The following is a 19,219-nucleotide window of genomic DNA, read 5'->3' as shown; positions in this document are numbered from 1 at the left end:
TCCACCGATACGAAGACGGATTCCACCATGCCCAACAAGCTGATAGAGCGACTGCGCGGCAGCCTCTCGACCCTGCTATATTTCATCAACACCCTGTTCTGGTTTGTCCCCGTCCTGCTGCTTGGCCTCATCAAGCTGCTGCAGCCCTTCCAGGGGGCGCGACGTCTCTGCAACACCCTCCTGGACGGCTGTGCCACCCACTGGATAGGTTTTAACAATCTGATCCAGAAAACCATCATCAACACCCCTTTCGATGTGGTCGGAGTGGACAAAGGGCGCCGGAATGAGTGGTATATGGTGATTGCCAACCATCAATCCTGGGTCGACATACTGGTACTGCAGCGGATTTTTAATCAAAAAATCCCCTTCCTGAAGTTTTTCCTCAAGAAAGAACTGATTTGGGTACCTTTTCTCGGCCTGGCCTGGTGGGCGCTGGATTTCCCCTTCATGCGGCGATATTCGCGCAAGTTGCTGGAAAAGAAGCCGCATCTGAAGGGAAAAGACATAGAGACCACGCGCCAGGCCTGTGCCAAGTTCCGCCATATGCCGGTGAGTGTGATGAACTTCGTGGAAGGGACCCGCTTCACCGTCGGCAAGCACGACAAGCAAGGGGCACCCTATCGTCATCTGCTGCACCCGAGAGCAGGGGGCATCGCCTTCACCCTGGCGGCCATGGGGGATCAACTGCACAAGCTGGTGGATGTGACCATCGCCTATCCCGGCGGCGTCCCCAGCTACTGGGACTTCATGTGCGGTCGGGTCAAGGAGATCAAGGTTCGGGTCCGCTTTCTGCCGATCGAACGCAATCTGGTGGGGGATTACTTCAATGACCCCGAGTTCCAACAAGAGTTTCAACAGTGGTTGAACGGGATCTGGCACGAGAAGGACCAGACCCTGGATAAGCTGCTGGCGGACAAGACGCAGTAAGACACTCATGCCAAACCTGCTCCCGGGCCCCCTGGCGCTGTTCATCAGCGCCGGCCTGACCATACTGTTTACCGCCCTGTGTGCCAGCCTGATCCTGCTGGTTTCTCTGGCCAAACTGCTGCTGCCCGTGCCGGCCTTTGGCCGTGCCTGCAGCCGGCTCAACAATCGCTTCATGGGCCTGTGGCTCGGTTGCAACACCCTGGTGATCCGCCTCACTACCCGCATCGACTGGCAGATTGAGGACAATACCCGGCTGCGCAAGGATGGCTGGTATCTCATCATCAGCAACCACATGAGCTGGACCGATATCGTGGTGCTAGGCCACCTGTTTCGCAATCGGCTGCCGGTGCCCAAGTTCTTCATGAAGCACGAGCTCATTTACATCCCGCTGCTGGGGTTCGCGTGCTGGGGGCTGGACATGCCCTTTATGCGCCGCTATTCGAGAGAGTTTCTGTTAAGAAATCCGCATCTGCGGGGCAAGGATATCGAGACCACCCGCAACGCCTGCGAGAAGTTTCGCCACATTCCCACCACCGTCATCAACTTCGTGGAGGGGACCCGCTTCACCGATCAGAAGCGCGAGGCCACCCGCTCCCGCTATCGCCACCTGATGCCGCCCAAGGCGGCCGGGCTCGCCTTCACCCTGGCAGCCATGGGCGATCAGTTCGACAGCCTGATCAACGTCACCATCAGCTACCCGGACAACCCCGACACCCCCTTCAAGGATTTCCTGATGGGGAAGATGAAGCGCATCCGGGTGCGGATCGAGGAGCTGCCGGTGGACGAGCAACTGGTGGGGGATTACTTCAACGACAAGCAGTTTAAACGCGGTTTCCAGGAGTGGCTGAACGCACGCTGGAAGGAAAAAGACGACGTGCTGGCGCAGTGGCAGGCGGCCGATGCGGCGGCTCAGACCGATCCGCAGGCAGCCAAGGCGAGCGCCGAGGCCAGCTCGGGCAGCTGATCCTCGCTGAACACCGCGATGCCATGGCGGCGCAGCAAAGCCGTGGTCTTGCCCTCTCCCGCCAGTGAAACCCCTTCGAAGCGGCCATTGTAGATGCGGCCGCTGCCGCAGGAGGGGCTCCCCTCCTTCAGAAGGGCGAAGCGAATGTCCTGCTGCTGACAGAGGGCCAGCGCAAGGGCGGCGCCCCGGTCGAACTCGGCAGTCACATCCAGCCCGCTTTCGGTAACCACCTGCTCCCCCTGGCGCTCGGCAGGGGGGCGTGGCGTCGGCAGGCCACCCGCCACTTCGGGGCAGAAGGCCAGTGCCCGCCCCTCGGCTCCCAGCGCCTGCAGCCAGTCGCTGACAATCCCCTTGCTCTGGCCGTCGTAACGCACCGGCTGCCCCAGCAGACAGGCGCTAACTAAAACCTTCCCTCTCATACTTCTGCTCTATGAATTTTATTGAACCCAACCCATCCGGAATTTTTTGCTGTTTCAATAATAAAATCCATGTCTATCAAATCACCATCGGACAATAATTCTTCACTCATTTCTACAGAACAATAAAAGCACTGTTCATTGTCTGCCCACCCAACAGTCGCTAGTGTGTAGACTTGCATATCTTCATGCAAACGGAGCCCAACAAATGGAACGAAGGGCAAGCTAAGCTCTTTGGCGCCAGCACAAAAACAGGTTTTATCCACATCTCGCACAATTAGCGAAAGTTTCACTTTGTAATTCATAGCAACAACGATCTCTCTTTTACGCTTCTGCTCCGTGCATCACCTGATCGAACATGACGCAACAGGGGGTCTCCAGCCGATAGAGGATAGCGGGACGTTGCTTGCCGGTGCGCTTGCGCCCTGTGTCCACCAGGATGTCGGCACGGTGGAGCCGCTTGCGAAAGGCGGCCGTGTTCATGGGGGTCTGCAGGACGATCTCGAACGCCCGTTGAACCTCGGAGAGGGTGAATTCCGCCCCCAGCAGATGCAGCGGCAGGGTGCTGTAACGGCTCTTGATGCGCAGCCGCTCCAGCCCCATGGCGACCAGCTTGCCGTGATCGAAGGCGAGTTGCAGGCCGGGCAGATCGTCCAGAGGATGCCAGCGACCGCGCACCGCCCCCCCATCGGGATCCGCCAGACAGAGATAGACGAGGGTGGTGGACCAGCCGCGGGGATCCCGCTCCAGGTTGCCGAGGGTACTGACCTGCTCGCTGTAGCAGTGCTCCAGCCCCCACTCTGCCAGCAGGCGATGGCGAGCCGCGTCCAGATCCCGATCCCGGGTCTCGTCGATGCGCAGGGCCGGCAACTGCCAGCAGTGGGCAAAGGGGGGGCGATCCCGGGTCTCGAGAAGCAGTTCGAGCCGCTCCTCGCGCAACCGCAGCACCACCATATCCAGACTCATTCTCGGCATCCTGGTCGACCTGCTCGCCTTCTAATAATGTTTGGTAGATAATATCACAAGAATATTATGTGAAGGAGCCATCCATGGGAATCATCGCCAGCCTGGATATTGATGCGCAGAAGGGATTCACTCCCCTCTGCCCGAACGAGCTGCCCGTCGCTGGCGGGGATACCATAGTGGCGGCGCTCAATGCCCAGGCTGCCCTCGCCACCCTGCGAGTCGGCAGCAAGGACGCCCACCCCGCGAACGCTGCCTGGGTCGTGAGCGAGCCGGCCGCCATGCTGCAACCGCTGGATCTGCCCAACGCCGACCTCACCTGGCCGGCCCATTGCGTGCCGGGCACCCCTGGCTTCGAGCTGCTCGACGGCCTGCCCGCCCCCATCGACTACGACTTCTTCGTCTGGAAGGGGGTCGAGCCGGATCTGCACCCCTATGGCGCCTGCTACCACGACCTCGCCGAGCGTCGCAGCACCGGGCTTATCGAGTTCCTGCAGGCCCGCGGCGTCGCGACCGTGCTGGTCGGCGGCCTCGCCACCGACTACTGCGTCAAGACCAGCGTGCTGCAACTGCTCCGCGCCGGCTTCCGGGTCATCGTCCACCTCGATGCCTGCCGCGGCATCGTCCCCGAGACAATCGACCAGGCCCGCACCCGGATGATCGAGGCCGGCGCCGAGCTGGCCCAGACCCTGGCCGATGTACAACGCCTGCTGGACGCCTGATATGCCCCCGATCCTCAACAGCCTGCTCGACACCGATGCCTACAAGCTGCACATGCAGCAGGCTGTGTTCCATCGCTACCCGGATGCCGAGGTGGTGGCCGAATTCCACAGCCGCAACGAAGAGGATCTGCTGCCCATGATGGGCGAGATCGAGGAACAACTGCGCCTCGCCGGCTCCCTGCGGCTGACCCGACCCGAGCTCGATTTTCTGGCCGAGCGCCCCTTCTTCACCCCGGATTATCTGGATCACCTGCGCCGCAAGCCGCTGGATGCCTCCCTGCTCAAGGTGTTCGAGCAGGATGGCCGCATCAATGTGCGGGTCGAAGGGCCCTGGCAGGACGTCATCCTGTGGGAGATCCCGGTGCTCGCCATCATCAGCGAGATGCGCAACCGCTTCCGCTACCCCCAGTTCGGCGTCAGCCAGGCACTGGAGCGGCTCGACCAGAAGATCGACAAGCTGGAACGGGAGCTGAGCCGGGAGGAGATGACCGAGTTCAACCTCATCGACTTCGGCACCCGCCGCCGCTTCTCCCATGCGGTGCAGGATGCCGTGGTGGGCCGCCTCCAGGATCGGCTGCCGGCGTTTCGCGGCACCAGCAACTACCAGCTGGCCCAGAAATACCGGCTGCCGGCGGTGGGCACCCAGGCCCACGAGTGGTTCCAGGCTCACCAGCAACTCGGCTTCCCGCTGGAACTCAGCCAGCGCGCGGCCCTCACCAGCTGGCTGGACGAGTTCACCAACCACCTCGGCATCGCCCTGACCGACTGCATCACCATGGATGCCTTCCTGCGCGACTTCGACTTCGAGCTGGCGAGCCGATATCAGGGGTTGCGCCACGACTCCGGTGACCCCGTGGTCTGGGGCGAGAAGGCCATCAGCCACTACCAGCGCCTCGGTATCGATCCCGCCACCAAGACGCTGGTCTTCTCCGACGGCCTCAACCTCGACAAGGCCGTCGAGCTGCTGCGCCACTTCCGCGGCCGCATCAACACCAGCTTCGGCATCGGCACCAAGCTCACCTGCGATCTGCCCGGCGTCACCCCGATGAACATCGTCTTCAAGCTGATGGAGTGCAACGGCGGCCCGGTCGCCAAGATCTCCGACAGCCCGGGCAAGACCCTGTGCCGGGACGCGGACTTCATCCGCAACCTCAAGCAGGCCTTCCACGTCGGGGTATAAGACGCCTTTTTGAGTGTCCCATCTTGCGCACTGCGCCGATGGCCCCCTACCATGACTCACCTGAAAGGTCCGGCCCCCGTCGGACCTTTCGCTTGTTCGAACGCCAGACCACAAGGAACCACTCATGACCTCCAGATGGATATTCGCCCTCACCACCCTGCTCGCCAGCCTGAGCGCCGTCGCCGCCGAACCGCTGCGGGTCTCCGCCATCCCGGACGAAGCCCCCACCGAGCTGCAGCGCAAGTTTGCCCCCCTGGGTGACTACCTGGCCGAGAAAACAGGCCGCGAGGTGGTGTTCGTGCCGGTCAACGACTACGCCGCCGTGGTCGAGGCGCTGGCCGCCGGCAAGCTGGACATGGCCTGGCTCGGGGGCTTCACCTATGTGCAGGCACACCGCCGTGCCGACAAGGTGGTACCCCTGGTGCAGCGTCAGGAAGATGCCCAGTTCACCTCCAAGTTCATCGCCAATGCCGACAGCGGCATCAAGACCCTGGCCGACACCAAGGGCAAGGACTTCGCGTTCGGCTCCCCCTCCTCCACCTCCGGTCACCTGATGCCACGCCACTTCCTGGCCGAGCAGGGCATCAACCCGGAACGTGACTTCGCCCACGTCGCCTTCTCCGGCGCCCACGACGCCACCGTCGCCTGGGTCGCCTCCGGCAAGGTGCCGGCCGGTGCGCTCAATGCCTCCGTGTGGGAGAAACTGGTGGAAGAGGGCAAGGTCGACACCACCAAGGTCAAGGTGATCTGGACCACCCCGACCTACTTTGACTACAACTGGACAGTACGCGGTGATATGGATCCGGCCCTGCAAGAGAAGATCAAGCAAGCCTTCCTCAGCCTGGATCCGGCGGTGCCCGCCCAGGCCGAGATCCTCAAGCTGCAACGCGCTACCCGCTTCATCGAGACCAAGCCCGAGAATTACCTGGGCATCGAAGCCGCCGCCACCCAGGCCGGCCTGCTGAAGTGATCGCCGTCGCGCTGGACGGGGAAGGATTGCGGCTCGGCCAGAGCCGCATCCTGCAGCCGTTCAACCTGCAGATAACGGCAGGCGAGTGCGTGGCCATCATAGGGCCGAGCGGCGCGGGCAAGACCAGCCTGCTGCGGCTGCTCGGCACCGAGCTGCGCGGCGAAGGCAGGCTCACCCTCTGGGACCAGGATCCCTGGACCCTCTCCACCCGGGACCGCCAGCGGCTGCGCAGCCGGATCGGCATGGTCTGGCAGCAACCGCCGCTGCCCGCCTCCCAGCAGGTGGTGACCGCCGTGCTGGCCGGCCGGCTCGGTCAGTGGTCCCTCGGCCGTTCCTTACTCTCCCTGCTGCGCCCCTGCGACCCCGAAGGCGCGCTAGCCGAGCTGGCGCGCCTCGGCCTCGCCGACAAGTGGCAACAGCGCTGCGGCGAGCTCTCCGGTGGCCAGTTGCAGCGGGTCGGCATCGCACGGGTGCTCTATCAGCAGCCGGATCTGATCCTGGCGGACGAGCCCGTCTCCGCCCTCGATCCCGTGCTCGCCCAAGGCAGCCTGGATGCCCTGCTGGCACAGGCCCGCGCCCGGGGCAGCACACTCATCGCCAACCTGCATGCGGTCGAGCTGGCGCTCGGCCGTTTCCCCCGCATCATCGGCCTGCGGGAGGGGCGAGTGCTGTTCGACTGTCCGGCGGCGGCCGTCACCCCGGCCATGCTGGCCGAGCTCTACGCCGGTGATGACGAGGCGGCGGCGTGTTCAATTTGACTAGCCGCTGGCGCCATCCCCTGCCCTGGTTGCTGCTGCTCATCGGCTACAGCCTGTGGCAACAGGCCGACGGCTGGCTCGGCCTGTTCGACGGCCAGAGCTGGCGGCAGATGGGCAACTTCCTCGCCACCAGCTGGCCGCCCCGCATGGATCGGGACTTCCTCGTCCTGACCCTGACCGCGACCCTGGAGAGTCTGGCGGTGGCGACATTGGGACTGGCGGGCGCCCTGCTGCTCGGCGTGCCGTTCGCCCTGCTCGGCTCCCGCGCCCTGTCGCTGGCCGAACTGGGGCCGGTGCCCAGCCCGCTGCGCGGCGCCTTGCGGGCCCTCTCGCGCCTCGTCGCCATCGTGCTGCGCAGCCTGCCCGAGCTCATCTGGGCGCTGCTGTTCGTGCGTCTGTCGGGGCTCGGGCCGCTCGCCGCCATCCTGGCCATCGCCGTCAGCTACGGCGGCATGCTGGCCAAGGTCTACAACGAGATCATGGAGAGCGGTGCCCTGCAACCGGCCCGCGCCCTGCTGCTGGGCGGTAGCGGCCGGCTGCAGGCGCTCTGGTACGGCGTGCTGCCTGCGGTGCGTCAGGAACTGCTCTCCTACACCGTCTACCGCTGGGAGTGCGCCCTGCGCGCCTCCGTCATCATGGGCTTCGTCGGCGCCGGCGGGCTCGGTCAGCAGCTCGAACTCTCCCTGCGCATGTTTGCCGGTGGCGAGGTGGTGACCCTGCTGCTGGCCTTCATCCTGCTGGTGACGCTCGCGGATGGCCTCAGCGCCTGGCTGCGCCACAGCCGCTCCCCCGGCCTGCTGTTGCTGATCTGCCTGGGGCTGGCCGCTGTCCTCGCGCTGTATCAGCTCGACTGGCGCATGCTGAGCTTCTCACTGGGGGGCCTGGGCACCTTCCTGGGGGAGTTTTTGCGACCGGACTGGTCATGGCTCTTCCTCAAGACAGTGGCTATGGGCCTGCTCGATACGGTGCAGATGGCGCTGCTAAGCACCCTCTTCAGCGCCCTGCTGGCCCTGCCGCTGGCCTGCCTCGCGCGCCACTGCTGGCCGCTGCGGCTGCTGTTCAACCTGCTGCGCTCCGTGCCCGAACTCATCTTCGCCAGCCTGCTGGTGATCGCGGTCGGACTGGGGCCGGTGGCGGGCATACTGGCGCTGACCCTGCACACCACCGGGGTGCTGGCGCGGTTGTTCGTGGAGACCCTGGAGAACGCGGATCCCGCCCCTCGCCTCGCCTTGCAGCTGAGCGGGGCCTGCCCTACGGCCTGCTTCTGGTACGGGGTGTTCCCCCTGGTGGCGCGCCAGTGGCTGGCCTACAGCCTCTATCGCGGCGAGATGAACCTGAGGGCCGCCACCATACTCGGCGTGGTTGGCGCCGGCGGCCTGGGACAGCAGCTCTATGTCTCGCTCAGCCTGTTCCGCTACGACCAGACCGCCACCCTGCTGCTGGCCATACTGCTGCTGGTCTGGCTGGCGGAGGCCCTCAGCCGCCGCACCCGTTTGCCTCGCCCGGCCCCCAGCCAGCGGGATTGCCAGATCTGAGGCCCGCCTTGCATGGCCCTGATAAACAAAAAGCCCGCCGGTTTGCACCGGCGGGCTTTTTTTCACGAGGTCAGTCTGGATCAGTCTTTCTTCGCCAGCAGGAATTGCACCAGCTGGTTGAACTGTTCCTGGGAGGTGATGGATTCGATTTTCACCATGTACTTGCCGTTCACCAGGAAGGCCGGCACGCCGCGCACGTTGTAGCTCTCGGTGTTGCGGTCGAACTGGGAGACCATGCCGGAGACGGCGAAGCTGTCGACAGCACCGTCGAACTCCTCGGCCGGCACGCCGTTGTCCACGAAGATCTGCTTCACGTCACCACGGCTCTGGGGGATCTGGCGCTGGGTGTGGATCTTGTCGAAGATGGCCGGGGTCAGCTTGCCTTCCACGTTCAGCAGATTGGCGACGGCGTAGGCACGCTGCATCTCGGGACCCATTTCACGGCCCAGGAAGGCCACCGGGTTCTTCTTCATCGGCACGCCTTCCGGCAGGCTCTTCTTCAGATCCTCGGCAATCGGCTCGAACTTGGCGCAGTGCGGGCAGAAATAGGAGAAGAACTCCATCACTTCCGGCTGGGCGCTGCCGGTCTGGCTGACCACGTCATAGTTGACACCTTCCTTGAATTGCGGGGCGGCGTGAACCATGGGGATCATCAGCATGGCAGCGAGGAAAAATAGTACTTTTTTCATGACGTTTCCTGTTAAGGGATCACTGTGAGGCACGCCCGGCGAACCGAAGCAGTCCAAGCCTATTGCCTCACCCTCGTGCCGTCAATGGCAAAGGCAGACAGGCGGGACCGCCATCCCGCCTCCCACGGGCACCTTGCCGCTGTGGCAATGGTACGGGCGACACCACCAGCGGACGCCCCGTGGCGTGGCGATCTGCCGGGCTCACGCCCCTACCACTGCGGCATCAGGCTGAGCGGCGGGGCCTTCAATGCCTCGAGCTGATCATGCAGGGTTGCAATCTGCTGGCGCCAGTAATGTTCGGTGTTGAACCAGGAGAAGTGGCGGGGGAAGGCGGGATCTTCCCAGCGTCTTGCCAGCCAGGCCATGTAGTGGACGATGCGCATGGCGCGCAGCGGCTCGATGAGCGCCAGCTCCCGCGGGTCGAACTCCATGAACTCCTCATACCCCGCCAGCAGGGTATCGAGCTGGATCTGCTGCTCATGACGCTCCCCGTTCAGCATCATCCAGAGATCCTGGATGGCAGGGCCGGTGCGGCAATCGTCGAGGTCGACAAACAGGGGACCGTCACGCCACAGGATGTTGCCCGGGTGGCAGTCCCCATGCAGGGAGATGCGCGCCACATCCAGGGTCATGGCGTCGCATACGTGCCGGATCAGCTCGTCCAGCACCCCGAAGAAGGACTTGGCCAGCCCGCTCGGCAACCACTCGCCTGCCGCCAGCAACTGACGCGGCTCGTGCAGCATGCTCTCCACATCCAGCGGAACCCGGTGATGAAAGGCATGGCTGGCACCGACGCTGTGGATGCGGCCGAGGTAACGCCCCACCCACTCCAGCTGGTCCAGGTTGTCCACCTCGAACTGACGCCCCCCGACGCTCTGCCAGATGGCAAACGGGTAGCCCTGATGCTCCAGCAGGGTCTCGCCGGCAAAGGCAATGGGAGCGGCGACCGGGATCTCAGCTTCACAGAGGCGAGCGGCAAACGCGTGCTCTTCCAGGATCTGTGCCCGGCTCCAGCGACCGGGGCGGTAGAACTTCACCACGTAGCGACGGCGATCCTCATCCTGGAACTGATAGACGCGGTTCTCGTAACTGTTGAGCTCGATAAGGCCGGAGTCGATGCGCAAGCCGCTGAGATCGATGGCATCCATGATGAGATCGGGATTGAGGTCGGAATAGTTGAAACGCATGTCATCCACCATAGAAAAGGGGCGCTGTTGCGCCCCATTCTATCACCACTGTCTGCCGTTGCCGTGCATGGCGGTGCGCCTTGCCGTCACAACCTGCTGATAAACTTGCTCGGTTGGCGCAAGGTCCCCTTGCTGTCGTCCGGCGCCGCGCCTTCCCGCTTGAGCACGAACTGGACGTCCAGAGTGGGGCGCTTCAGGTTGAAGGGATCCACCGCCAGGCTCACCGGCAGGGTATAGATCTCACCCGCCTTCAGGGTCACCTCGCGGGGTCCGAACCACTGGTACTCCGGCAGCCCTTCCACGTCCAGCCGGTAGGTCTGGGAGTTCAGGGTCTTGTTGAGGATCTTCAGGGTATAGGTGTTCTCGATGAGCCCTTCACTGTTTTCCCGGAACAGCTGGTTGCGATCCCGCAGGATGTCGAGCCCCATGGGCATGATGGACATGGCGTTATAGACGAAGACCCCCAGCATGACGACCATCACCAGGCCATAGCCAATCAGCTTGGGCCGCGCTACCTGGGTTTCACTGTGGGCCAGCTTGTGCTCGGTGGTGTAACTGATGAGCCCTTTCGGATACCCCATCCGCTCCATGGTCTGATCGCAGGCGTCGACACAGGCGCCGCAGTTGATGCACTCGTACTGCAGACCGTCACGGATGTCGATACCGGTCGGGCAGACCTGCACGCAGAGGTCGCAGTCGATGCAGTCCCCCAGCCCCAGAGCCTTGGGATCGGCCTTGCGACCACGGGCGCCGCGGGTCTCGCCACGCTGGCTGTCATAGCCGACGATGTAGGTGTCCTTGTCGAACATGGCGGACTGGAAGCGGGCATAGGGGCACATGTGGATACACATGATGGCGCGCATCCAGCCGGCGTTGCCATAGGTGCAGGCGGCAAAGAACAGCACCCAGAAGATAACCCAGCCTCCCGCCTGCAGGGTGAAGAAATCGGGCACCAGGTGGAAGACATCCTGGAAGTAGGCGACGAAGGTCAGCCCCGTGCCCAGCGACAGCAGGATCCAGGCCAGGTGCTTGGCGCCCTTCCGGGCCAGCTTCTCGCCGCTCCAGGGCGCCGCATCCAGCTTGCGACGCTTGTTGGCGGCCCCTTCCAGCTTCTCCTCGAACCAGATGAACAGGAAGGTCCACACCGTCTGGGGACAGAGGTAGCCGCACCAGACCCGGCCCAGGAAGGTGGTCACGAAGAAGAGGGCGAAGGCCGCGATCATGAAGACCCAGGCCAGCAGGGTGAGATCCTGCGGCCAGATGGTGGCACCGAAGATGTGGAACTGCTGGTGCTCCAGATCGAACAGCACCGCCTGACGGCCGTCATAACGCAGCCAGGGCAGGAGGACAAAGAGCGCGACGAAGAACCAGCCCATGGCCTTGCGCGCCCGCTGCCAGTAGCCGGTCTGGGAGCGGACATAGATGCGGTTGCCGGGGTTGAACCTGTCATCTCCCGCCTTGAAGGTATTGGGATTGAAGGTCCCGGTGACGTCACCGGTCACATCCTTGATGTCGATCTTGTCCTTGTCGGCCATTGCAACACATCGCTCCACTCATATTGTTATGAAAGCGATTATATCTTAAACAACCTGCTAATTGTGTGGGTTAAATGTATCTATAGTTCGAGTCCCGTCGCAATTTCAGGCAACAAAAAAGGCCCATAGCCAGTTGACTATGCGCCTTTTAACAGATTCTCTTGAAACCTTTCTCTGATGGCGATGTGACGGCCGGATTACTTGATGCCGCGTGCCTTGAGCAGGGCTTCCTTGAAGTCGGGCACGTGATCCTTGGCCAGCCCCGGGATCATCGCCTGCTTGTCGGATTCCCGCATCTTGAGGTGGTAGATCAGCATGTCGTCGGTCAGTGCGGACAGCGGACCGTCAAATCCCGCCTCCTCGGCCAGTTTGGCAACAAACTGCACCAGGCTGAGATCCTGCTCCTTGATCCAGGCAGGCTGCAGCAGTTCCAGCAGCTCTTCGATACGATGACATTGCATAGACGACCTCTTTAATCTGTCTTGTGAAACTCAGGCAACCTTACCCATCAAGGCTACTTCGATACGATCCCGGCCATTATGCTTGGCCTGATAGAGCGCCGCATCCGCTTTCTGGATAAGCTCGGCAATGGAGTGATGCTGATCCGGCACCAGGGTCGCCACCCCGAAGCTGCAACTGACCCGCCCCGAGACCCGGGATTTGTGGTGGGGAATGCCGAGGGCTCGCAACGAGGTACGCACCTGCTCGGCGATCTGCATGGCCCCCTGCAAGGTGGTGCAGGGCAGCAGCAGGGCGAACTCCTCTCCGCCGTAACGGGCAGCGAGATCGTCTTCCCGCCGCAGCACTTCGGCCAGCAGGCTCGCCACCTGTTGCAGGCACTGGTCCCCCACCTGATGACCATAGTGATCATTGAACTGCTTGAAGTAGTCCACATCCACCAGCACCAGAGAAAGAGGCGCCCTGGCACGGTGGCAGCGGCGCCAGGCGCGCGCCAGGGAGTCGTCGAGATGGGCCCGGTTGGCGATGCCGGTCAGACCGTCGAGGCGGGACGTGAGCTTGAGGTGCTCGGAGACCGCCTTCAGCTCGGCCACCAGATCCGCATTGGAAAAACTGTGGTAGAGAGAGGCCACCTGATCCCGCCGCAGGCGCCGCAGCAGGGTCGGCAGAAAGACGAACAGATACCCCGCCAGCATGCAGGAGACGATACGCTCCTGGGTGTTGCCGCCACTGAGCTCGAACAACATGGCAAACCCGAGGGGCAGCACGGCCCCATAGAGGGTACGACGGCTGCCGAACAGCATGATGGCGCTGCCGGTCAGGATCAGGCTGGAGAGCATCATCATGGCGGCACGATAGGTGTCGGGCAGCTTGTCCATGTAGAGAAGCACGCCCAGTGCCCAGACGATGGAGGTGATGGTCACCCCGACAAAGAGCTCGCGCTCGAGCACCGGCAGCGGAAGCTGTGCCAGCCTGGGCTGGCGCCAGCGCAGATGCCACCAGCGCCCCAGCAACAGCAGCAGGACCAGACCGAGCCAGCCCAGCGACTCGCTGGCCGGCAGGTAATCGTGGAACAGCAGGCTCCAGCTGATCGCCAGCAGCCCCAGGCAAGGCAGGCTGAAGGAGGCATGGGTATAGAGCTGGACCATGATGGCCCGCCGCACCTGATATTTCACACTCTGTGTCAAATGGGTACTCCCTGTACAAGAGCCGCACAGTTTAACACTCCCCTTTCCTGCTCAACAATCAATCGACCGCTATTAAGCTGCCACTCAGCGCGTCCTCTCTCGCACAGGCCCCGACAGACCCTTTTCTGCAGGGTCGAATGGCGCAGCCCTCCCTCACCCTTTCTCCAGCTCGTCGAGGATGGGGCACTGGGGATTCGCATCTCCGTGACAGCAGCTCACCACCTCCTCGAGGGCGCTGAGCATGGCTTGCAAACCGGCGATGCGGGAGCGCAGATCGACGATTTTCTCCTGGGCCAGCTTCTTCACCTGGGCACTGGTTCTGTGCTCGTCCCGATAGAGCGCCAGCAGCTCCTGACACTCCTCCAGATTGAAACCGGTCTCCCGCGCCCGCTTGACGAAGCGCAGCTCCCGCAGGGAGGCATCCGTATAACTGCGATACCCGTTGTCGCTGCGCACTGGCGACGAAATGAGGCCGATGCTCTCGTAGTAGCGGATGGTCTTGGCGGTCAGGCCGGTGGCCTTGGCGACCTTGCTGATGTTCATGAATGACTCCTTTGGGATTCAGATGCACGCAGGCTGCCCGCCCGGGGCTGCCAGCGCTTCAATAACAGGGAATTGCTCAAGACGGTGATGCTGCTCAGGGCCATGGCCGCCCCCGCCAGCTCGGGGCTGAGGTAACCCAGCGCCGCCAGCGGAATACCGATGATGTTGAACACGAAGGCCCAGAACAGATTCTGCTGGATGGTGCGCCAGGTGGCCGCCGAGATGTCGATGGCATCGGCCACCAGCCGCGGGTCGGATCGCATGAGAGTGATGGAGGCGGTCTCCATCGCCACGTCGGAGCCGGAGCCCATGGCGATACCCACATCCGCCGCCGCCAGCGCCGGAGCGTCGTTCACCCCGTCCCCCACCATGGCGACCAGCCCGCTGGTTTGCGCCCGCAGCGCCTCTACTTTCTCCACCTTGCCGGCCGGCAGCACGGAGTCGAACGCCCCGTCCAGCCCCAGCTTGGCGGCAATATGGGCCACCGGCACCGGTCCATCACCGCTCACCAGCCAGCTGGCGATGCCGCGCTGACGCAGGGTGACGATGGCATCCGGACTCTCGGGGCGCAGGGTATCGGCCAGCGCCGCAATGCCAGCTACCACGCCGTCGATGGTCACCCAGACCCGGGTCGCGCCGTCGGCAGGCGGTTTATCCTGCGCGGGCACCTCAATGCCGAGCTGGGCCAGCAAAGAGCCATTGCCGATGGCGACCGTATGACCGGCGACCTGACCGACAATACCGGCACCGACCCGCACCTCCACCGCCTCCGGCTGGGGTAGCGTAACCTCCTTGCCGACCGCCTCGCGCATGGCCAGCGCCAGCGGGTGTTCGCTCGCCTGCTGCAGGGCGGCGGCCAGACGCAGCTGCTCGGCTGTGCCGCTCCAGCTCGCCAGCACGGGCCTGCCCTGAGTGAGCGTACCTGTCTTGTCGAAGATAAGCGCCTTGATGGCGTGGGCCTTCTGCAGGGTATCCACATCCTTGATCAGAATGCCGTGGCGCGCCGCCACCCCGGTACCGGTGACGATGGCCGCCGGTGTGGCCAGCCCCAGCGCACAGGGACAGGCGATCACCAGCACCGCTACCGCCGCCAGCAGCGCCTGACCGAAGTCGTTGCTGATGGCGTACCACACCAGCAGGGTGAACAGGGCGATGGTCATCACCACCGGCACGAACACGGCGGAGACCTTGTCCACCAACTGTTGCAGCGGCGCCTTGCCCATCTGGGCGTTCTCCACCAATGCGATGATCTTGCTGAGGCTGGAGTCCTCCCCCACCGTGGTGGCTTCAATTTCCAGCACGCCGGAGCGGTTGATGGCGCCGCCCAGCACCTTGTCGCCCTCGCCGCGCGGCACCGGCAGGCTCTCACCGGTGAGGATCGACTCGTCCAGCTCGCTCTCGCCGCTCACGATTTTGCCATCCACCGGCACCCGCTCACCCACCAGCACCCGCAGCCGATCACCGCGCAGCACCTCATCGATGGCGACGCTCTGCCAGCGCTCGCCACGCCAGACGGTGGCGGTTTCCGGCCGCAGCGCCATCAGTTCGCGAATGGCGGACTGGGTGCTGCGTCTGGCCCGAGCCTCCAGCAGTTTTCCCAACGAAATCAGGGTAATGATGATGGCGCTCGCCTCGAAATAGAGCTTGCCGCTGGCAGCCATCCCCAGCGTCAACAACAGATAGAGACTGTAGAAGTAGGCGGCGCTGGTGCCGGTGGCCACCAGCACATCCATGTTGGCGGAGCGGTTCTTGATGGCAAGCCAGGCGCCGCGATAGAAGCGGGCCCCGATCCAGAACTGCACCGGGGTGGCGAGCAGCAGCTCCAGCCAGGCGGGCAGATGCCAGGGGAACAACCCGGCCATGGCCAGCATCCCCACCAGCAGCGGCAACGTCAGCAAAGTCGAGACGATGACCCGGGTTTGCGCCTGACGGGCGCTGGCGGCCTCCTGCGCTTCCCGCTCCAGCAACTGCTGGCGGCGGCCGCTGGCCGAGCCCTGCGCCAGTTGGGCGCCAAAGCCGAGGGCCTCGATCTGCTCGCGCAGGGCCGCGGGCGTCTGCATCCCGGGTACCAGCACGATCCGGGCCTGCTCGATGGAGAAGTTGACGTCGGCGGAGATGATGCCGGGCAGCGCCGCCAACATCTTGTTCAGGCGGGCCGAGCAACCGGCACAAGTCATACCGGTAATTTGAAACAGGATGGTCTCGCTGCCGTAGTCGTAACCCTGCGCCTGGATGCTCTCCAGCACCGCCGGCAAACGATCAGGGCTGGCCAGCTCGATGGCGGCTTGCTCCAGCGCGAAGTTGACGGTGGCCGATACCCCGTCGAGCTTGTTGAGGGCGGTCGTGATGCGGCCGGCGCAGTTGGCGCAGCTCATGCCGCTGAGCGGCAACTGCAAATGAATGGGTGATTGAAGATGAGTGGTCATGTTGTTCCTCCCCGGAACCCGTCGGCACCACAAAACGCCGACTGGCAAACCCTAACCTTTACTGTAAGGGCAAACTCAAGCCACATGATCCACTTTTTTCAGATGAAAAAAACGGCGCCCGTTTGCTGCCAGAGAACAAACGGGCGCCGCATTCAGCTATTGCGCGGTGTGAGCGGAGCTCAGATACCGTACTGGGCGCGGTAAGCCTTCATGGCGGCCAGTTGCGCCGCCAGCTCCGGCTGTTCGGCCTGCTTCTCTTCCAGATACTGGATCAAGTCGCTCATCTGGATGATGGCGATGATGTGAGCGCCGTAGTCACGCTCCACTTCCTGAATGGCGGAGAGCTCGCCCTTGCCCTTCTCCTGACGGTCCAGCGCGATCAGCACGCCAGCCAGGGAGGCGCCGTTGGCCTGGATCAGATCCATGGATTCGCGGATGGCGGTGCCGGCAGTGATGACATCGTCCACCAGCATGATGCGCCCCTTGAGCGGGCTGCCCACCAGATTGCCACCCTCGCCGTGATCCTTGGCCTCCTTGCGGTTGAAGCACCAGGGCACGTCCACATCGTGCTGCTCCACCAGCTGCACGGCGGTGGCGGAGGCGATGGGGATCCCCTTGTAGGCCGGGCCAAACAGCACATCAAACTCGATACCGGCATCCATCAGGGCGGCGGCGTAGAAGCGGCCGAGACGGGCCAGATCGCGGCCGCTGTTGAACAGGCCGGCGTTGAAGAAGTAGGGGCTTTTACGACCGGATTTCAGGGTAAATTCACCGAATTTGAGGACCTGTTTCTCCAGGGCGAACTCGATAAATTGACGCTGGTAGGCTTTCATTCTGGCTCCTTGCTTGGCTTGTCGTTGTCTTGTGTGGGGGTATAAAAAAACGCGGTCAATGCCGCGTTTTTAAAATCATGCAAGCGACTGCTTCTGCAGCGCAATGATGTCGGCGATGCCGCCCTTGGCGAGCGCCAGCATGGCCAGCAGCTCCTCGTGGGTGAAGGGTTCGGCCTCCGCGGTGCCCTGCACCTCGATGATGCGACCATCTTCGGTCATCACCACGTTCATGTCGGTCTCGGCGGCGGAGTCTTCGATGTACTCCAGATCGCAGATTGCCTCCCCTTCGAACATGCCGACGGAGACGGCTGCGATCATCTGCTTGAGCGGGCTCTGTTTGATCAGCCCCTTCTCCACCATCCAGTTCAGCGCATCCACCAGCGCCACGCAGGCCCCGGTGATGGCGGCGGTGCGGGTACCACCGTCGGCTTGCAACACGTCGCAGTCAACGGTAATGGTGTGCTCGCCCAGGGCACTCAAGTCCACCGCCGCGCGCAGGGAGCGGGCGATCAGACGGGAGATCTCCAGGGTACGGCCGCTCTGCTTGCCGGAGGCCGCTTCGCGGTTCATCCGGGAGTGGGTGGAGCGCGGCAGCATGCCGTACTCGGCAGTGACCCACCCCTGCCCCTTGCCTTTGAGGAAGCGCGGCACGCTGGTGTCGACGCTGGCGGTGCAGAGCACGCGGGTGTGGCCGAATTCCACCAGCACGGACCCTTCAGCATGCTTGGTGAAGTGGCGGGTGATGGTTACCGGACGCACCTGGGCGGCGCTGCGATCGCTGGGACGGGACATGGGACTGACCTCTGGGCTGGCTGAATTGGCGCAGGAGTATAAGCGATCGCTACTCAAATATCAGCCGCTAAAACCACCTCGTCGGCTGACGGAGCAGGCCTGGCTGAGTATACTGGCCGCACACTTCATCAAGCCCGGAACAATCAATGATTCACAGCATGACCGCCTACGCCCGCAAGGAACTCAAGGGCGACTGGGGCACAGCCGTTTGGGAAATTCGTTCGGTCAACCAGCGCTATCTGGAGACCTACATTCGCCTGCCGGAACAACTGCGCAGCCTGGAGCCGGTTCTGCGTGAGCGCTTCCGCGCCAAGCTGCAGCGCGGCAAGGTGGAGTGCAACCTGCGCTTCGAGGCCGCCCAGGCCGCCGCCAGCCAGCTGCACATCAATGAAGAGCTGGCCAAACTCATCATCGAGAGCGCCAACTGGGTGATGAAAGAGGCGGGCCAGGGTCAGCTCAACCCGGTGGACGTGCTGCGCTGGCCGGGCGTGATGGCTGCCGCCGAGCAGGACATGGACGTGGTCGCCACCGAGCTGATGGCCGGCTTCGACCTGACCATGGAAGACTTCCTCGCCTCCCGCGCCAGCGAAGGGGCCAACCTCAAGGCGCTGATCGAACAGCGTCTGGCCGGCATTCAGGTAGAAGTGAAGAAGGTGCGGGAGCACCTGCCGCAGATCATCGAGTGGCAGCGCCAGAAGCTCACCGACCGCCTGGCCGAGGCCAAAGTGGAGCTGGATCCTGCCCGCATCGAGCAGGAGATCGTGCTGCTGGCCCAGAAGATCGACGTGGCCGAAGAGCTGGATCGCCTGGAGATGCACATCAGCGAAACCAACAAGATCATGAAGAAGGGTGGCGCCTGCGGCCGTCGCCTCGACTTCATGATGCAGGAGTTCAACCGCGAGTCGAACACGCTGGGCTCCAAGTCGATCAACGCCGAGGTGACCCAGTCCGCCGTCGAGTTGAAAGTGCTCATCGAGCAGATGCGCGAGCAGATCCAGAACATCGAGTGATCTCCCTCATCGATGCACCAGCCCCCGCCACCCGGGGGCTTTTTTATGGTTCTTCGCGGGATCTTGGGGAAGTGGAAGTTGACAGACAGGGTGCTGGTAAACTGGCTGTCTCCAAACACACCA

At 63.3% G+C, this 19,219-nt stretch carries 20 protein-coding genes; 8 read left to right on the top strand and 12 right to left on the bottom strand.

Annotated elements, in window-relative coordinates:
- Positions 1-27 precede the first annotated feature (27 nt).
- Positions 28-927: an acyltransferase gene (locus PG896_RS07635; protein ID WP_171864748.1), complete on the top strand. Its 900-nt coding sequence runs from the start codon at positions 28-30 to the stop codon at positions 925-927.
- A 7-nt stretch (positions 928-934) separates the two neighbouring features.
- Positions 935-1,891, top strand: a complete 957-nt coding sequence (locus PG896_RS07630) for an acyltransferase (RefSeq protein ID WP_270835578.1) — start codon at positions 935-937, stop codon at positions 1,889-1,891.
- Here PG896_RS07630 and PG896_RS07625 read toward each other — a convergent pair.
- Genes PG896_RS07625 through PG896_RS07615 form a run of 3 tightly spaced genes read right to left on the bottom strand, consistent with a single transcriptional unit; the run spans position 1,837 to position 3,282 of the window.
- A complete protein-coding gene (locus tag PG896_RS07625; protein ID WP_119197179.1) occupies positions 1,837-2,310 on the bottom strand; it encodes a DUF523 domain-containing protein in 474 nt (157 codons plus the stop codon). The genes PG896_RS07630 and PG896_RS07625 overlap by 55 nt on opposite strands.
- Positions 2,307-2,612 (bottom strand): hypothetical protein, encoded by a 306-nt coding sequence (locus PG896_RS07620; RefSeq protein ID WP_120416227.1) that lies wholly within the window; start codon positions 2,610-2,612, stop codon positions 2,307-2,309. Before PG896_RS07620 ends, PG896_RS07625 begins: the two co-directional genes overlap by 4 nt.
- Before the next feature lie 19 nt (positions 2,613-2,631).
- On the bottom strand, positions 2,632-3,282 hold the full coding sequence (locus PG896_RS07615; protein WP_270835577.1) for an NUDIX hydrolase: 651 nt from the start codon (positions 3,280-3,282) through the stop codon (positions 2,632-2,634).
- 74 nt (positions 3,283-3,356) lie between these two features.
- Between PG896_RS07615 and PG896_RS07610 the strand changes: the two genes are divergently transcribed.
- From PG896_RS07610 to phnE, 5 genes are all read left to right on the top strand, one after another.
- Positions 3,357-3,992 (top strand): nicotinamidase, encoded by a 636-nt coding sequence (locus tag PG896_RS07610; RefSeq protein WP_270835576.1) that lies wholly within the window; start codon positions 3,357-3,359, stop codon positions 3,990-3,992.
- A 1-nt stretch (position 3,993) separates the two neighbouring features.
- Positions 3,994-5,172 carry a nicotinate phosphoribosyltransferase gene (gene pncB, locus PG896_RS07605; protein WP_270835575.1) on the top strand — a complete coding sequence of 393 codons (1,179 nt, stop codon included), beginning with the start codon at positions 3,994-3,996 and terminating at the stop codon, positions 5,170-5,172.
- A gap of 124 nt (positions 5,173-5,296) precedes the next feature.
- Positions 5,297-6,142 carry a putative selenate ABC transporter substrate-binding protein gene (locus PG896_RS07600; RefSeq protein WP_043153390.1) on the top strand — a complete coding sequence of 282 codons (846 nt, stop codon included), beginning with the start codon at positions 5,297-5,299 and terminating at the stop codon, positions 6,140-6,142.
- Positions 6,139-6,900, top strand: coding sequence for a phosphonate ABC transporter ATP-binding protein (locus PG896_RS07595; RefSeq protein ID WP_043153387.1), 762 nt, complete (start codon positions 6,139-6,141; stop codon positions 6,898-6,900). Before PG896_RS07600 ends, PG896_RS07595 begins: the two co-directional genes overlap by 4 nt.
- Positions 6,888-8,435 carry a phosphonate ABC transporter, permease protein PhnE gene (gene phnE / locus PG896_RS07590; protein ID WP_053287992.1) on the top strand — a complete coding sequence of 516 codons (1,548 nt, stop codon included), beginning with the start codon at positions 6,888-6,890 and terminating at the stop codon, positions 8,433-8,435. The genes PG896_RS07595 and phnE overlap by 13 nt, the downstream gene beginning before the upstream one ends.
- 80 nt (positions 8,436-8,515) lie before the next feature.
- On the opposite strand, the gene PG896_RS07585 is transcribed toward phnE, so the two are convergent.
- The 9 genes from PG896_RS07585 to rph form a co-directional block, all read right to left on the bottom strand.
- A complete protein-coding gene (locus tag PG896_RS07585) occupies positions 8,516-9,124 on the bottom strand; it encodes a thiol:disulfide interchange protein DsbA/DsbL (RefSeq protein WP_053287991.1) in 609 nt (202 codons plus the stop codon).
- Between the two features lie 209 nt (positions 9,125-9,333).
- A complete protein-coding gene (locus PG896_RS07580) occupies positions 9,334-10,323 on the bottom strand; it encodes a serine/threonine protein kinase (protein ID WP_039039688.1) in 990 nt (329 codons plus the stop codon).
- Between the two features lie 74 nt (positions 10,324-10,397).
- On the bottom strand, positions 10,398-11,846 hold the full coding sequence (ccoG, locus tag PG896_RS07575) for a cytochrome c oxidase accessory protein CcoG (protein ID WP_201871897.1): 1,449 nt from the start codon (positions 11,844-11,846) through the stop codon (positions 10,398-10,400).
- Positions 11,847-12,043: 197 nt separating this feature from the next.
- Positions 12,044-12,307, bottom strand: a complete 264-nt coding sequence (locus tag PG896_RS07570; RefSeq protein WP_010676098.1) for a YihD family protein — start codon at positions 12,305-12,307, stop codon at positions 12,044-12,046.
- 30 nt (positions 12,308-12,337) lie between these two features.
- Positions 12,338-13,492, bottom strand: a complete 1,155-nt coding sequence (locus PG896_RS07565; protein WP_041211999.1) for a GGDEF domain-containing protein — start codon at positions 13,490-13,492, stop codon at positions 12,338-12,340.
- Between the two features lie 153 nt (positions 13,493-13,645).
- Positions 13,646-14,035: a Cu(I)-responsive transcriptional regulator gene (cueR, locus tag PG896_RS07560; protein ID WP_010676100.1), complete on the bottom strand. Its 390-nt coding sequence runs from the start codon at positions 14,033-14,035 to the stop codon at positions 13,646-13,648.
- Positions 14,032-16,461, bottom strand: coding sequence for a heavy metal translocating P-type ATPase (locus PG896_RS07555; RefSeq protein ID WP_270835574.1), 2,430 nt, complete (start codon positions 16,459-16,461; stop codon positions 14,032-14,034). Before PG896_RS07555 ends, cueR begins: the two co-directional genes overlap by 4 nt.
- A 179-nt stretch (positions 16,462-16,640) precedes the next feature.
- Positions 16,641-17,294 carry an orotate phosphoribosyltransferase gene (gene pyrE, locus PG896_RS07550; protein WP_010676102.1) on the bottom strand — a complete coding sequence of 218 codons (654 nt, stop codon included), beginning with the start codon at positions 17,292-17,294 and terminating at the stop codon, positions 16,641-16,643.
- A gap of 75 nt (positions 17,295-17,369) precedes the next feature.
- Positions 17,370-18,086: a ribonuclease PH gene (rph, locus tag PG896_RS07545; protein ID WP_010676103.1), complete on the bottom strand. Its 717-nt coding sequence runs from the start codon at positions 18,084-18,086 to the stop codon at positions 17,370-17,372.
- 146 nt (positions 18,087-18,232) lie between these two features.
- On the opposite strand from rph, the gene PG896_RS07540 reads away from it, so the two are divergent.
- Entirely contained in the window at positions 18,233-19,096 is an 864-nt protein-coding gene (locus PG896_RS07540) for a YicC/YloC family endoribonuclease (protein WP_010676104.1), read from the top strand.
- The last annotated feature ends 123 nt before the right edge of the window (positions 19,097-19,219 follow it).

The organism is Aeromonas sp. QDB30, assembly GCF_027707645.1.
In the GTDB taxonomy this organism is placed as follows: domain Bacteria; phylum Pseudomonadota; class Gammaproteobacteria; order Enterobacterales; family Aeromonadaceae; genus Aeromonas; species Aeromonas caviae.
This window is presented reverse-complemented; position numbering and strand designations above follow the sequence as displayed.